Origin of the sequence: Vogesella oryzagri (assembly GCF_040148885.1) — a bacterium.
GTDB classification, from domain to species: Bacteria; Pseudomonadota; Gammaproteobacteria; order Burkholderiales; family Chromobacteriaceae; genus Vogesella; species Vogesella oryzagri.
Genome location: NZ_JBEFLD010000011.1, coordinates 105,860 through 121,346, shown reverse-complemented (window position 1 = coordinate 121,346; position 15,487 = coordinate 105,860). Strand labels below are relative to the sequence as shown.

11 protein-coding genes are annotated in these 15,487 nt (G+C 63.5%); 2 read left to right on the top strand and 9 right to left on the bottom strand.

Features of this window, described 5'->3' with window-relative positions; genetic code table 11:
* Positions 1-37 precede the first annotated feature (37 nt).
* The 8 genes from ABNW52_RS18160 to mobB form a co-directional block, all read right to left on the bottom strand.
* Positions 38-3,727: a nitrate reductase subunit alpha gene (locus tag ABNW52_RS18160; protein ID WP_349590984.1), complete on the bottom strand. Its 3,690-nt coding sequence runs from the start codon at positions 3,725-3,727 to the stop codon at positions 38-40.
* Between the two features lie 278 nt (positions 3,728-4,005).
* Entirely contained in the window at positions 4,006-5,205 is a 1,200-nt protein-coding gene (locus ABNW52_RS18155; RefSeq protein ID WP_349590982.1) for a sugar MFS transporter, read from the bottom strand.
* A gap of 282 nt (positions 5,206-5,487) precedes the next feature.
* Positions 5,488-7,104: a methyl-accepting chemotaxis protein gene (locus tag ABNW52_RS18150; RefSeq protein WP_349590979.1), complete on the bottom strand. Its 1,617-nt coding sequence runs from the start codon at positions 7,102-7,104 to the stop codon at positions 5,488-5,490.
* A gap of 284 nt (positions 7,105-7,388) precedes the next feature.
* Positions 7,389-8,768 (bottom strand): NarK family nitrate/nitrite MFS transporter, encoded by a 1,380-nt coding sequence (locus ABNW52_RS18145; RefSeq protein ID WP_349590976.1) that lies wholly within the window; start codon positions 8,766-8,768, stop codon positions 7,389-7,391.
* A gap of 74 nt (positions 8,769-8,842) precedes the next feature.
* On the bottom strand, positions 8,843-10,105 hold the full coding sequence (locus ABNW52_RS18140) for an MFS transporter (RefSeq protein ID WP_349590974.1): 1,263 nt from the start codon (positions 10,103-10,105) through the stop codon (positions 8,843-8,845).
* A 530-nt stretch (positions 10,106-10,635) separates the two neighbouring features.
* Complete coding sequence (locus ABNW52_RS18135) at positions 10,636-11,097, bottom strand: molybdenum cofactor biosynthesis protein MoaE (RefSeq protein ID WP_349590972.1); 462 nt, start codon at positions 11,095-11,097, stop codon at positions 10,636-10,638.
* Position 11,098: 1 nt separating this feature from the next.
* Positions 11,099-11,350: a MoaD/ThiS family protein gene (locus ABNW52_RS18130; protein WP_349590970.1), complete on the bottom strand. Its 252-nt coding sequence runs from the start codon at positions 11,348-11,350 to the stop codon at positions 11,099-11,101.
* A complete protein-coding gene (gene mobB, locus ABNW52_RS18125) occupies positions 11,347-11,841 on the bottom strand; it encodes a molybdopterin-guanine dinucleotide biosynthesis protein B (RefSeq protein WP_349590967.1) in 495 nt (164 codons plus the stop codon). The genes ABNW52_RS18130 and mobB overlap by 4 nt, the downstream gene beginning before the upstream one ends.
* A gap of 178 nt (positions 11,842-12,019) precedes the next feature.
* Between mobB and ABNW52_RS18120 the strand changes: the two genes are divergently transcribed.
* Both ABNW52_RS18120 and ABNW52_RS18115 read left to right on the top strand, forming a co-directional pair.
* Complete coding sequence (locus tag ABNW52_RS18120) at positions 12,020-13,924, top strand: type IV pili methyl-accepting chemotaxis transducer N-terminal domain-containing protein (RefSeq protein WP_349590964.1); 1,905 nt, start codon at positions 12,020-12,022, stop codon at positions 13,922-13,924.
* The gene (locus tag ABNW52_RS18115; protein WP_349590961.1) at positions 13,921-14,574 is read left to right on the top strand and encodes a response regulator transcription factor; all 654 of its coding nucleotides are present in this window, start codon (positions 13,921-13,923) and stop codon (positions 14,572-14,574) included. The genes ABNW52_RS18120 and ABNW52_RS18115 overlap by 4 nt, the downstream gene beginning before the upstream one ends.
* A gap of 100 nt (positions 14,575-14,674) precedes the next feature.
* On the opposite strand, the gene ABNW52_RS18110 is transcribed toward ABNW52_RS18115, so the two are convergent.
* On the bottom strand, positions 14,675-15,487 hold the full coding sequence (locus ABNW52_RS18110) for a crotonase/enoyl-CoA hydratase family protein (RefSeq protein WP_349590959.1): 813 nt from the start codon (positions 15,485-15,487) through the stop codon (positions 14,675-14,677).

The following is a 15,487-nucleotide window of genomic DNA, read 5'->3' as shown; positions in this document are numbered from 1 at the left end:
CTCGGGAATGGCGGTGCCACTGGCACCGCCGGCGCGCTTACACGCCTTCCGAGAGCGGCTTGTCCAGCCAGTCCACGTTCTTCATCTTGCGCACGATCACGAACTCGTCGCGGTTGGAACCCACGGTGCCGTAGTAGTTGAAGCCCCAGGCCAGCTGCGCGTAGCCGCCGATCATGTGCGTGGGCTTGGTCACCGCGCGGGTTACCGAGTTGTGGATACCGCCGCGCTTGCCGCTGGTTTCCGCGCCCGGCACGTTGATGATTTTTTCCTGCGCGTGGTACATCAGGGTCATGCCTTCCGGCACCCGCTGCGATACCACGGCGCGGGCCGTCAGCGTGCCGTTGACGTTGAACACCTCGATCCAGTCGTTGTCGACGATGCCGGCCTTGCGGGCGTCAATCTCGGACACCCACACGTGCGGGCCGCCACGCGACAGCGTCAGCATGCGCAGGTTGTCAGAGTAGGTACTGTGGATACCCCACTTCTGGTGCGGTGTAATGAAGTTGAGGACGATCTCGGTGTTGCCGTTCGACTTCTTGCCCAGTACCGCAGCGGTGGTCTTCAGATCGACAGCCGGCTTGTACACGCACAGGCCTTCACCAAACGAACGCATCCACAGGTGATCCTGGTAGAACTGCTGGCGGCCGGTGATGGTGCGCCATGGGATGTACTCGTGCACGTTGGTGTAGCCGGCGTTGTAGCTGACTTCTTCGCTTTCCAGGCCAGACCAGGTCGGCGAGGAAATGATCTTGCGCGGCTGCGCCTGCACGTCGCGGAAGCGGATGCTGTCATGCTCGCGCGGCAGGGCCAGATGGGTATGGTCGCGACCGGTGATCTTGGACAGCGCGTCCCATGCCTTCACTGCCACGTGGCCGTTGGTTTCCGGCGCCAGGGTCAGAATCATCTCGGCGGCGTCGATGGCGGTATCCAGCTTCGGCTGGCCAGCGGCTACACCGTCGGCCACGGTCTTGTTCAGACCGCGCAGGATGTCCACTTCGTGGCCGGTTTTCCAGGCAATGCCCTTGCCGCCGTTGCCCACTTTCTCCAGCAACGGGCCGATGGAGGTGAACTTGTCGTAGATCTTGGTGTAATCGCGCTCCACCACCGACATCTTCGGCATGGTTTTGCCCGGAATCGGCTCGCACTCGCCTTTTTTCCAGTCGCGCGGGTCGAACGGCTGGCCCAGCTCTTCCGGCGTGTCGTGCATCAGCGGGGTCAGCACCAGATCCTTGCGGGTACCCAGATAGTCGCCGCCGACCTCGGAAATCGCCTTGGCGAAGCCCTTGTAGATTTCCCAGTCACTCTTCGACTGCCACAGCGGCTGCACGGCCTCGGACAGCGGGTGGATGAACGGGTGCATGTCGGAGGTGTTGAGATCGTCCTTCTCGTACCAGGTCGCGGTCGGCAACACGATGTCGCCGTACAGGCAGGTGGTGGACATGCGGAAGTCCAGCACCACCAGCAGATCGAGCTTGCCTTCTGCCGCCGGACGCACGGTGATTTCGGTCGGCTTGATGCAGCCGTCCTCGTCGTTCATCACCGCGTTCTGGGTGCCCAGCAGGTACTTCAGGAAGTATTCGTGGCCCTTGCCGGAGGAACCCAGGATGTTGGAACGCCACACGAACATATTGCGCGGGAAGTTCTTCGGGTTGTCCGGGTCGTTGCAGGACATGTCCAGCTTGCCGGATTTCAAACCCTCTACCGCGTAAGCAATCGGGTCCTTGCCGGCGGCTTCGGCATCGCGCACCACGTCCAGCGGGTTGGTGGTCAGCTGCGGTGTAGACGGCAGCCAGCCCATGCGTTCGGCCTTGGCGTTGTAGTCGATCAGCGCCATCTGGCTCATGCGGCCATCGGCGGTGGGGGCCAGAATCTCGTTCACGCCCAGCTTTTCATGACGCCACTGACTGGTGTGTGCGTAGAAGAAGCTGGTGCCGTTCATCTGGCGTGCCGGACGATTCCAGTCGGCAGCAAATGCCAGCGGCGCCCAGCCGGTTTGCGGCCGCAGTTTCTCCTGGCCGACGTAGTGGCACCAGCCACCGCCGCTCTGGCCGATACAGCCGCACATCATCAGCATGTTGATGATGCCGCGGTAGGTCATGTCCATGTGGTACCAGTGGTTCAGCGCGGCACCAACGATCACCATGGAGCGACCGTGAGTCTGGTCGGCATTCTGCGCAAATTCGCGCGCTACCTGGATCACCATCTCCGGCTTCACGCCGGTGTGTTTCTGCTGCCAGGCCGGGGTGTACGGCACGTCGTCCATGTAGCTGGAAGCCACGTTGCCGCCGCCCAGACCACGGTCGATACCGTAGTTGGCCGCCATCAGGTCGAATACGGTCGCCACCAGCGCGGTGCTGCCATCGGCCAGGGTCACCTGCTTCACCGGCACATTGCGGGTCAGCAGCTCGTCGTGCTCGGCGCCGAAGTACGGGAAGCCCACGCCCACCACGTCGTCACGGTTGTCGATCAGCGACAGGCGTGCCTTGATTTCGCGGCTGCTGTGGCCATCCTTCTCTTCCAGGTTCCACTTGCCAGACTGGCCCCAGCGGAAGCCGATCGAGCCATTCGGCGCCACGATGTCGCCGCTGGCTTCGTCCAGCACCAGGGTTTTCCATTCCGGGTTGTTGTCTTCGCCCAGGTTGGCCGCCAGGTTGGAAGCGCGCAGGAAGTAATCCGGAATGTAGCGACCGCCGTCTTTCTTCAGCGTCACCAGCATCGGCATGTCGGTGTACTGGCGGATGTAACCGGTGAAGTACTCCGACGGCTTGTCGAGGTGGAATTCCTTGAAGATCACATGGCCCATCGCCATTGCCAGCGCGGCATCGGTACCCTGCTTCGGCGCCAGCCAGATGTCGCCGAACTTGGCCATTTCGCCAAAGTCGGATGATACCGCCACGGTCTTGGTGCCCTTGTAGCGCACTTCGGTATAGAAGTGGGCGTCCGGGGTCCGTGTCATCGGGATGTTGGAACCCCACACCATCAGGTAGTTGGAGTTGTACCAGTCGGCCGATTCGGCGACGTCGGTCTGTTCGCCCCAGATCTGCGGGCTGGCCGGCGGCAAGTCGCAGTACCAGTCGTAGAACGACAGCGGCACGCCACCGATCAGGCTCAGGTAGCGGCTACCGGCAGCGTAGGACACCATGGACATGGCCGGAATCGGCGAGAAGCCCACCACGCGGTCCGGGCCGTAGTTCTTGATGGTGAAGGCGTTGGCCGCAGCGATGATTTCGTTGACTTCATCCCAGCTGGCACGCACGAAGCCGCCTTGGCCACGCTTGGATTTGTACTGCTTGGCGGTTTCCGGGTTCTGGCTGATCTGTTCCCAGGCTTCGATGGCGCCCATGCTCTTGCGCGCTTCGCGCCACAGCTTCATCAGGCGGCCACGCACCATCGGGTATTTCACGCGCTGGGCGGAATACACATACCAGCTATAGGAAGCACCACGCGGGCAGCCGCGCGGCTCGTGGTTCGGCAGGTCGGGACGGGTGCGCGGGTAGTCGGTCTGCTGGGTTTCCCAGGTAATCAGGCCGTTCTTCACATACACCTTCCAGCTACAGGAGCCGGTGCAGTTCACCCCGTGGGTGGAGCGGACAATCTTGTCATGCTGCCAGCGCTGGCGATACCCGTCTTCCCACTTGCGGTCTTCTTTTACCACCGCACCGTGGCCATCGGCGAAGGTGGATTTCACCTTGCCCAAAAAATTCAGTCTGTCGAGAAAGTGGCTCATTTTGCCTCCGAATGTTTGCCGCCTGGCGGCCCGCAAAGGTTGGCCGCATTGCAGCTGCGGATACCTGTGGTCACGCTGGTAAGCTTAGGCGGGCAAGGCAAACGCGCCCATTCGCCACAGGTGGCACGCCAGGCGGGCAGACGGGGGAAGACGAACTAGCTCGAAAGGATTAGCCGCGGCTAGCCATGCGGAGGGCATCAGCCGCTGCCGGCCATGAAAAATGCCGCCCCCGGGCGGGTGGCGGCATGTGGCGCGCGGCAGGGCCGCGAGGGTCAGACTCAGGCGTGGCGCGGTTTGTAGCCGGCAGCACCGTAGAACAGGATGAACAGATAGCACAGCAGCGGCACACCGAACGAGGCCAGCAGACCGATACCGTCGGCCACCCCGGCCTGCAGCAGCGGCAGCAGCGCCCCGCCGACAATCGCCATGCACAGCACGCCGGAACCGGCGCCGGTATCGCGGCCCAGGCCGTTTAGCGCCAGCGAGAAGATGGTGGGGAACATGATGGAATTGCACAGCCCCACCGCCAGCAGGCTGTACATCGCCAGCTTGCCGCCGGCCACGATGGCCAGCGCGATCAGCAGCACCGACAGCAGCGCGTTGCACGCCAGCACCTTGTTGGCAGCCACGCGGCGCATCACCGCACTGCCAATGAAGCGGCCAACCATAGCACCGCCCCAGTACAGCGCCAGCAGCTTACCAGCTGCGGCCTGGCTCAGACCGCCGATGTCCGGCTGTTCCATCAGGCTGACCAGAAAACTGCCGATACCGACCTCGCCGCCCACGTAGACAAAGATGCCGATGGCACCCAGCACCAGATGGCGATGGCGCAGCACGCTCTTCATGCCGTGCTCGGCGACGGTCTTGTCATGCACCTCCGGCAGGCGCAAGCGGGCAAACACCGCGGCAATGATGAACAACGCTGCCGCCAGTCCCAGGTAGGGCAGCTGCACCGCCTTGGCCGCCCCGGCCCCGGCAGTGGCGCCGAGGATCAGCAGCGAACCCAGCAGCGGCGCCAGCGTGGTGCCCAGCGAGTTGAACGCCTGGGTCAGGTTCAAGCGGCTGGAAGCGGTACGTGCCGGCCCCAGACGGGTGACGTAGGGGTTGGCCGCCACCTGCAGAATGGTGATGCCGGCCGCCAGCACGAACAGCGCGCCCAGAAATGCGGCATACGACAGCTTGGCCGCAGCCGGATAGAACAGCAGGCAGCCGGCGCCGGCGATGGACAGCCCCACCACGATGCCGCGCTGGTAACCCAGCGCCTGCACCAGGCGGCCGGCCGGCAGTGACACGATGAAATAGGCGGTGAAAAAGCTGAACTGGATGAGTGCGGCCTGAACATAGCTCAGCGCAAACACCCCTCTCAGGTGCGGAATCAGGATGTCGTTGAGCGAGGTAATCAGACCCCACATAAAGAACAGCGACGTCAGAACGGTCAAGGATTTGCCGTGGTTTTGCGTATCGACATGCGCTTGCATGTTACGAGTGCTCCCTGTGTTGTTGGGCAAAGGAGCGCTAGTCTAATTTCAATGTCGCTTGTACTCGATTGCTTTCACCATTCTTACGCATCACTTTCACCAAAATTGCGCAGCACTCGTAACTTTCATTTTATTTTTCAATAGCTTGACAAATGAAAGTGGCGACAACGTTGGCCGCACCAGTTTGCAGCACGGCAAAACACTGTAAGTTTCATGTAAGAAAATTACCATGTCAGCCGCAGCAGACGGCAGCAGCTACACCACCGCCGCCACGGCGCCATCTCAGGTGGTGTAGCAGGCCACGTCGCGGCGCATGTTCTGCGCCAGTTCATGCAGTCGCAGCGCGTTCTGCGCCGTGCTCTGCGCCGCAGCACTGCTCTCCTCGGCGATCTGGGCGATGCTTTCCACTTTCTGCGAAATGCGCCCGCTGGCCTCGCTCTGCTCGTGGATCGCCGTCGCGATCTCCGCCACCTGCTGTCCCACCTGCCCGGCCAGCGTGCGCAGCTGGCCAATAGCGGTTCCCGCCTCGCGCACGCGTGCCACGCCGTGTTCCACGCGGCCAACCACATCGCCGATCAGATGCACGGTGGCGCTGGAGCCATCGCGGATGCTGGCCACCGTGGCGTGGATCTGCCCGGTCGAGGTCGTGGTGCGCTCGGCCAGCTTGCGCACTTCGTCCGCCACCACCGCGAAGCCGCGACCAAACTCGCCGGCACGCGCCGCCTCGATGGCGGCATTCAGCGCCAGCAGATTGATCTGGTCGGCGATATCGCCGATCACATTCACCACCGAGCCTATCGATTCGGTGCGGTTTTGCAGCTCGGTCACATAGCACGCGGTGTCATTCACCGCAGCGGCAATGCCTTCGATCTCCGCCACCGTGTCGCGGATCATCAGCTCGCTCTGCGCCACCTGCTGGCCGGAGGCCACCGCCAGGCGGTCGGCATCGCGCGTGCGGGCGGCGATATGGCCGATGCTGCTGGTGACTTCCTCGATCGCCGAGGCCATTTCCGCCGCCGACACGCTGGCATGCTGGGCGCCGCTCTTGACCTGGTCAGATGCCACGCTCAGGTCTTCCGCCGCGATGGTGACGGCGTGCGAATGGTGGCCGATCTGGTGAATGGAATCGCGCATTTTGCCCAGCAGATGATTGAACGCCTGCAGCAGGCCGCCGATCTCGTCATTCTTGTGCACCGCCACGCGCTGCGACAGGTCCTGGCGGTCGGAAATACCGCGCACCGCCAACACCGCCGACTGCACCGGGCGGTTGATGCTGCGCAGGATCAGCCAGCCGCAACCAAACAGCAGCACCATCGACAGCAACAGCGAGGCGGCGAAGATCCACTTCGCCGTCGCCATTTCGGCTGCTGCCAGCGCCTGGTTGTGCTTGCCCTCCTCCAGCACGTCATTGACGATGGCGGTGACCGACGCCCCCAGCTCGGTGCCGGCCACCCGCCACGGCTCGGCTACCGCCGACATCTGCGCCACCGTCGCCCCCGGTGCCACCCGTACTGCGTGCACCCGGTCCAGCAACAGCTGGTACTGCTCGTACAGCGTTTCAAAGCGCTGCACATGGGCCAGGTCCTCCGGATGCCGCAGCTGCGCCTTCAACTGCCCGAGCAGCTGCCGCAGCTTCTGCCCGGTCTCGCGGTTGCGCAGCCGCGCCTGCAGCTGAAAACCGCGGTCCTGCTCGTACACCTGCAGGATGTCGTCGATGCGCAGATCCTTGAACGTGCTGCGGATATTCGCCACCAGCCCAAGGCGCGGGATCAGGCGTTCATTCACCACATCCAGCTTGGCATCGGCGGCACGCAGCGCCTGCAGACCCACCAGGCTGGGCACCAGCGCCGCCAGCAGGGCAAGAATGGTGAAACACAGCAATTTCAGTTTGATGGTCATGGTTGGCATTCCAAAAAAAGGGTTCGGCCCGCCGCGCGGGCAGGCATTGCAGTTGCTGGTTTCCTGTGGTCCAACCTTGCCGCCGGCAGCGTCTGCGCGCTGCATCCCGTAACTGCGGCGCAAGACGTATAGCCGTCATCGCAGCGCAGCAGCCTTGATCCATATCTAGGGATTACGCCTGCCGCACTGCGGCCAACCTTGCTGCCATGCACAAAAAAAAGCGCCCCGATCAGGGGCGCGGAAGAAGTTGCAGAAGCCAGTCTGCAGCTTGGAGAAGGGTCAGATCAGCACGGGATCTCGGCGTTTTTACGGGCGTAGAACCACCAGTTGATCAGCACGCAAGTCACGTAGAAGCAGATGAAGGCATACAGCGCGGCATCCACACCACCGGTCAGCGCGATGGACGTACCGTAGCTCTTCGGAATGAAGAAGCCGCCGTAGGCACCAATGGCGCCGGAGAAGCCCAGTACCGCAGCGGCTTCCTTGGTGGCTTCGGCCATTGCCTGTTTCTGCGCGGTTTCGCTCTTGCCAGCCATGCGTTTGTGCAGGGTCAGGAAGATGGCCGGCACTTGCATGAAGGTGGAACCGTTACCGATACCGGTCAGCGCGAACAGGCACAGGAACATGGCGAAGAAGCCCTGGAAGCTGCCGCCCTGGCCGCCATGCGGCAGGAAGCCGATCACGGCGAATACCGCGGCAATCATCAGCAGGAACACTACCTGGGTCACCTTGGCACCACCGATCTTGTCGGACAGCCAGCCACCGATCGGACGCGCCAGCGCACCCACCAGCGGGCCGAAGAACACGTATTTGGTCGGGTCGACATCCGGGAACTGGCCTTTGACCAGCAGCGGGAAGCCGGCGGAGAAGCCGATGAAGGAACCGAAGGTACCGATGTACAGCCAGCACATCAGCCAGTTGTGCTTGCGCTTGAAGATCACGGCCTGATCGGCAAACGATGCCTTGGCCGAGGCGATGTCATTCATGCCGAACCAGGCGGCGATGGTGGACAGCACGATGAACGGCACCCACACAAAGCCGGCGTTCTGCAGCCACATCTGTTTGGTGGCCGCACCTTTCACCCAGGTTTGCGGCTCGCCGCCAAAGGCGCCGAACAGGCCCATGGTGATCACGATCGGCACCACGAACTGCACCACCGATACCCCCAGGTTGCCCAGGCCGGCATTCAGGCCCAGCGCAGTGCCCTTTTCGGCTTTCGGGAAGAAGAAGCTGATGTTGGACATCGAGGAGCTGAAGTTACCGCCACCGAAACCGCACAGCAGCGCCAGCATCACCATGGTGACGTAGCTGGTGCTCGGGTCCTGCACCGCGAAGCCGATGCCGATCGCCGGAATCAGCAGGCTGGCGGTGGACAGTGCCGTCCACTTGCGGCCGCCAAAAATCGGCACCATGAAGCTGTAAAAGATGCGCATGGTGGCGCCGGACAGTGCCGGCAGTGCCGCCAGCCAGAACAGCTGGTTCTGCGTGTAGGTAAAGCCGATGTTGGGCATGTTGAGCACTGCCACGCTCCACACCTGCCAGATAATGAACGCCAGCATCAGCGCCGGAATCGAGATCCACAGGTTGCGGCGGGCTACTGCCTTGCCGTCCTGCTGCCAGAAGGCGGTGTTTTCCGGCTCCCAGCGGGTCAGTACATGAGACATGATGTCATCCTCTCTACAGGGCGGCCCCTGCCGCCCCGATACCATCGAAATTGGTCAGTGAAACGCGCATGCCATCAGCGGGTAGCCGTTGCCAGCTGGGCGTCTTTTTGCTCTTCGGCGCGACGCACGGCGCGGAAGGAGAAGTGCATCCAGATCAGCGAGACGCACACGGTGCCGTACAGCAGCATGAAGGAGCTGGAACGCACGCCGGTGATATCCACCAGCGCACCGAACATGATCGGCAGCAGGAAGCCACCCATACCGCCGGCCAGACCCACCACACCGGATACCGCGCCGATGTTGTCCGGGAACTCGTCGGCAATGAACTTGAACACCGACGCCTTGCCCACCGCCATCGCCACGCCGACACCGAACAGCACCAGGGTGAACATGGTGGCGTTCAGGCCGATGTCGAAACCTTGCGGACCCTTGACGGTTTGAATGATGAAGTGGGTCTGCGGGTAGGACAGGATGAAGAAGGCGATCCAGCACACCCACATCACGCCCCAGGTCACCTTGTAGGCACCGTACTTGTCGGACAGCCAGCCGCCCATCGCGCGCAGCACACCGCCGGGCAGCGAGAAGCAGGCCGCCAGGAACGCGGCATGCTTGATGTCGAAGCCGTACTCGGCCACGTAGTACTTGGTCATCCACAGCGCCAGCGCCACATAGCCGCCAAACACCACCGAGTAGTACTGGCAGTAGCGCATCACCGCCGGGTTCTTGATCAGCGCCAGCTGCTGGCGGAAGCTCACCTTGCTGGACACCAGATGCTTGGGGTCGTGATAGGAGAACACCCAGAACAGGATGGCGGCGACCAGCATCACCGCGGCGTAAACATTGGGTACCAGCTGCCAGCCGCCGATGGCGATGATGCTGGGGGCGATCAGCTTGGTGAGCGAGGAACCGGCGTTACCGGCGCCAAACACCCCCATCGCCAGACCCTGCTGCTCCTTGCGGAACCAGCGCGCCACGTACGGCGTTCCCACCGAGAACGAGCCGCCGGCCAGGCCGACAAACAGGCCGATGGCGAGGAAATGCCAGAATTGGGTAGCGAACTGCATCACGTAGATGGGCACCACACAGGCCAGCATCAGGGTGAACAGCACGATGCGGCCGCCGAAGCGGTCGGTCCAGATCCCCAGCGGCACGCGGATCAGCGAGCCGGACAGCACCGGCGTGGCCGCCAGGATGCCGAACTCGGTTTCGTTCAGGCCCAGCTGCTGCTTGATAGGGATACCCAGCACCGCGAACATCATCCAGATCATGAAGCAGATGGTGAACGACACGGTACTGGACGCCAGCACCGCGTATTGCTTGTAGGTTTGTGAGGCCATGATGTTCTTATCCGCACTATTGAGACACTCCCACAGTACGCGCTCGGCCATGCGGCCAACATTGGCCGGTAGGGGTGACCCTGCAAGGATTAGGGATTAGCCGTACAGCGCCGTTTGGCGGGGGAGACTAGTTCGGATGGTGTAGATGACAACAGCAAGATCGGGACTACGTGCCGGCCATGGTGTTCGGCAGCGCGACAACAGGCCAACGGTACCGGCCGCGGGGCGGTGCGGCCGGCCGGAATGCCGCAGTAGTCGGCCAGCGGCGGCACTGCCGGTAGCGGCGTTTGCAGTGCGTTAGCGGGTCCACGGGCAGATGCGTGATGGCGCCGGCCTGTCGCGGCGGGCAGCGCGTTCGCCGGCGACAGCGAATTAGCCGAATCGGCCGGGCGGGAAACACATTGCCGCACCGCTTGCCGTAACGGCGCGGCGGCCTCGCTCAAGCACGCGCAGCGATGGCGAAACAGGGGGGCGTTTACCGGCGGAGAACCACCGCCAAGCCGGCACGCCAAGGTTCAGCAGGGCTAGTTTCAGTCACGCCAGCTGGCGGCGGCGGCGTCGTCACTGGCCTTGGCATCCACCCAGCGACTGCTGCCGTCGGTGAAATCCTCGCGCTTCCAGAACGGCGCCTCGGTCTTCAGGTAATCCATCAGGTATTCGGCAGCGGCAAATGCCGCCTTGCGGTGGGCGGAGGCCACCAGCACCAGCACGATCTGCTCACCCGGCACCAGGCGGCCGACCCGATGCACCACCCGCACTGCGCTGATCGGCCAGCGCCCGGCGGCAGCGTCGGCAATGCGGCCGATCTCGGCCTCGGTCACCCCCGGATAGTGCTCCAGGAACAATGCGGCCAACGGTGTAGCGGCATCATGGCCGCGCACCATGCCCTGAAACGCTACCAGCGCGCCGGCGTCGCCGGCCACGGCGCGCAGTGCGGCTTCTTCTGCCGCCAGATCGAAACGGTCCTGCTGTACGGTAATGTGGCAGTGCATATCAGCCCCCGGTGACCGGCGGCAGGATGCCGACTTCGGCGCCATCCGGAATCGGCACTTCGCCGCGCACCACCTGCTGGTTCACCACTAGGCGGAACACCTTGCCGGCAGCCAGCGCCTCGGCCCAGTCCTCGCCCCGGCCGCGCAGTGCGGCCAACAGCGCGGCGCTGTCGCCACCGGCCCAGTCCAGTGTTTCCTCGCCACGACCCAGCACGTCTTTCAGACGGCCAAAATACAGAATACGGATACTCACTTGCCTTCCTCCTGCCAGCGCACGATGAAATCGGCGATAGCGTCGTAATCGTTCAATGCCAGTTGCGGCAGCGCGATGTCCAGCACGGCATCGCTGGCCACTGCCAGCACCCGACTGTCATCGGCGCACAGCAGCGGCTTGCCAAGCTGCGGGCGATGTACCTCCAGCTTGGACACCGGCTCCCATTTCTGCCCTTCCAGCAGCACCAGATCCACCGGCTGCAGCCGCGCCAGCTGCTGTTCCAGCGTCAGCGCCTCTGCCAGCTCGGCAAATACCGCGACCCGGTGCGGCGACAGCAGCATCACCTCGGCCGCCCCCGCCTGGCGATGGCGCCAGGTATCCTTGCCCGGCACATCCGGCTCGATATCGTGGTGACTGTGCTTGATCACCGACACGCGCAGGCCGCGTGCGGCCAACCTTGGCAGCAAGGCCTCGATCAGCGTGGTCTTGCCACTGCCGGACCAGCCGGCAATGCCCAGTACTTTCTGCACACCCTCTCCTTTTGGCGGATTGTGGCGACAGCGCCGCAGCGCTATGGTAGAGCTGTCAGTATTGTCAGCAAAAGTTACGCCATGCCCTCTTCTGCCCCGGCCGCGCTGCGGCCAACTCCAGACTGCCTGTCATTGTGCCGCGCCGGCATGGCCCTGCCTATCCACCGGACGACCTAACATGCTCAGCCAAACGCCGCAAATGCGCAGTCTGTCCAGCAAGCTGCTGATGCTTACCGTCGCCTGGCTGCTGCTGGCGATGACCTCCATCGGCTACACCCTGGTGCTGTCGTGGAAACTGGAAGGCGGCGCCGCCGCCATCAACGATGCCGGCAGCCTGCGCATGCGCAGTTACCACGTGGCGCTGCTGGTCAGCGAAAACGCGCCGCTGACCACCATTCAGCAAGAGCAGCAGGACTTCACCGACACCCTCGCCCGCCTGAAGAAGGGCGACCCGGCGCGCCCGCTGTTCCTGCCGGACAATGCCGCGGTACGACAACAGGCCGAGGAAATCGAACAGCACTGGCATGGCGAGATCCTGCCGCAACTGCAGCGCGCCGCCGCGCAGCCGCCGCGCCCCAACAACCAGGTCCGTCCCGACGTCACCCGCTTTGTCGACCGTATCGACCGCCTGGTGCGGCTGATCGAAGAAGACAACGCGCGCAATACCACCTTGCTGCGTTTCTTCCAGATGGCGCTGATCGCCATGGCGATTGTCGGCTCGTTCACCATGATGTTCCTGCTGTTCCTGCTGGTGATCCGCCCGCTCAACACCCTGGGCGAGGCCATCACCCGGTTGCGTGACGGCGAGCTGGGAGCGCGGGTGGAAGTCAGCGGCAACGACGAGTTCGCGCTGCTGTCCACCGGCTTCAACCAGATGGCGGACCACCTGCAAGACCTGTATGCCACGCTGGAACAGAAGGTGGTGGACAAAACCCGCTCGGTAGAAGAGAAAAACCGCCACCTCACCGCGCTGTATGGCACCACCTCGTTCCTGCATGAATCGCACGAGCTGGAAACCATGTGCGACGGTTTCATCAGCCGGCTGATCGAGCTGACCGGCGCCGATGCCGGCAGCGTGCGGCTGGTCGATGTCAAGCGCGGCCGGCTGGAGCTGATCGCCGAACACGGGCTGCCGGCCGAGATGCTGGCCGACGACCACTGCGCGCCGCTGGAAGGCTGCCACTGCGGCGAAGCGGTACCGCAACCGTTTGCCGTCATCCGCCGCTTCGACCGCATGCAGCACGCCGAGGAAAAACACTGCCAGCGCGCCGGCTTCCAGGAAATCTCGGTATTCCACATCCGCCACAACCAGAGCAATGTCGGCATTTTCACCCTGTATTTCCGCAAGGTAACGCCGCTGTCGCCACAGGACCAGTTCCTGCTGGAAACGCTGGGCAATCACTTGGGGCTGGCCATTGAAAACCAGCGCCTGGCCGCGCGTGACCGCCAGTTTGCCGTCGCGGAAGAGCGCAACCTGATGGCACAGGGCCTGCACGACAGCATTGCGCAATCGCTGTCCTTCCTCAATCTGCAGGTGCAGATGCTGGAAGCCGCCATGGCCAGCAGCGAGACCGAACAGGCGCAGGAGAACCTGGGCTTCATCCGTACCGGGGTGCAGGAATGCTACGAAGACGTGCGCGAGCTGCTACTGAACTTCCGCACCCGCATCAACAAGGAAGACTTCAACGACGCGGTGCACACCCTGCTGGCGCGCTTCGAACAGCAGACGCAGGTTGCCACCCAGCTGGTGATGCACGGCAACGGCCTGCCGCTGGACCCGCAACAGCAGCTGCAGGTGATCTTCATCCTGCAGGAAGCACTGTCCAATGTGCGCAAGCATGCGCAGGCCGCCCATGTCAGCATCGACATCCGTAACGAGGCCGACTTCGTGATGACCATTCGTGACGATGGCTGCGGTTTCGACCAGCAGCGTTTCGAGGCACGCAAGGCGCGCCACGTCGGCCTTTCCATCATGCAGGAGCGCGCTGCCCGTATCCACGGCCGCATCGCCATCCGCCCCATGCCCGGCAGCGGTACCGAGGTGTGCCTCACCCTGCCCCAAACTGAAAGACAAGCCGCATGAGCAACAGCATCCGCATTTTGCTGGTAGACGATCACACCCTGTTCCGCAGCGGCCTGAAAGCGCTGCTGCAGCGCCAGCCCGACTTCGACATCGTCGGCGAAGCCGCCGATGGCCTGGAAGGCGTCAAGCTGGCAGAACAACTGAAACCGGACGTCGTGCTGCTGGACATCGACATGCCGCAGATGAACGGCCGCGAAGCGCTGGCGCAGATTCTGGTCACCCAGCCGCAGCTTGCGGTACTGATGCTGACCGTGTCCGAAGATGGCGACGACCTGGCCGAATCGATGAAGAGCGGCGCGCGCGGTTACCTGCTGAAAAACATCAATGCCGACTTTTTGCTGTCCAGCATCCGCCGCGCGGTGGATGGCGATAGCGTGCTGTCGCCGGAAATGACCGCCAAACTGGTGGCCCGGCTGCGGGCACCGGCCACGGAAGCCCGCAACCCGGAACTGGAAAGCCTGACCCCGCGCGAGCGGGAGACCCTGGCCTGGCTGTCGCGCGGCGCCAGCAACAAGGAAATCGCCCGCGCGCTGGACTTGGCGGAAAGCACGGTGAAAGTGCATGTGCAGAACATCTTGCGCAAGCTGGGGCTGTCCAGCCGGGTGCAAGCGGCGGTGTACGCAGTAGAGCACGGGCTGGAAAAAGGCTGAGCGTTAGACACTTGCCACGACGGGGCACCCGCCCCGGTGGAGCGAATAAAAAAGGTTGGCCGCAGCATTGCGGCCAACCTTTTTGCTTTACCGACAACGCTCAGTCGCGGAACGTCACTTTGCCGCCGGTCACCGCCGCCATCACCGCCTGCTGGATGTCTTCTGACAGCAGCATCGCCGCATTCCAGGTAGCTACATAATTCAGGCTGTCGGCCACGCTGTGGTCGCGGCTGTAGTTGAGGATTTCCTTGGTGCCGCGCACCGCCAGCGGCGACTTGGCGGCAATCTGCGCGGCAGTGGCCAGCGCGTCGGCCAGCGCCATCTCGGCATCCGGCAATACGCGGTTGACCAGATGCATGCGTGCGGCCTCGGTCGCCGATACGTCACGCGCCGTCAGCGCCATGTCGCGGGCATTGCCCTCGCCCACCACCCGCGCCAGCCGCTGCAGGGTACCCACGTCAGCCACCATGCCGACCTCCACCTCGCGCACACTGAACACGGCTCCCTCTGCGGCGATGCGGATATCCGCCGCCAGCACGATGTCCAGCGCGCCGCCGACACAGGCACCATGGATGGCGGCGATCACCGGCTTGCGGCACAGCTCCAGGCTGTTGACGCTGGCCTGCAGCTGCAGGATCAGCCGCCGCAGTTTCTCGCGCTTGCGTGCGTCGCAGCTGTCTTCTACCGACTGCTGCACTCCCAGCAACATGGTCAGATCGATACCGGCACAGAAATGCTTGCCGTTGCCAGACAGCACCACCGCGCGCACCTGCGGCTCGGCATCGCACCACTCCAGCGCGGCCTGCAGCTCCTGCCACATGGTTTCGTTCAGCGAATTGGCCTTGTCCGGGCGATTCAGCGCCACATGCGCCACCTGCCCCTGCAGGGCCACCGTCAGCGTGCTGTAGTTCAC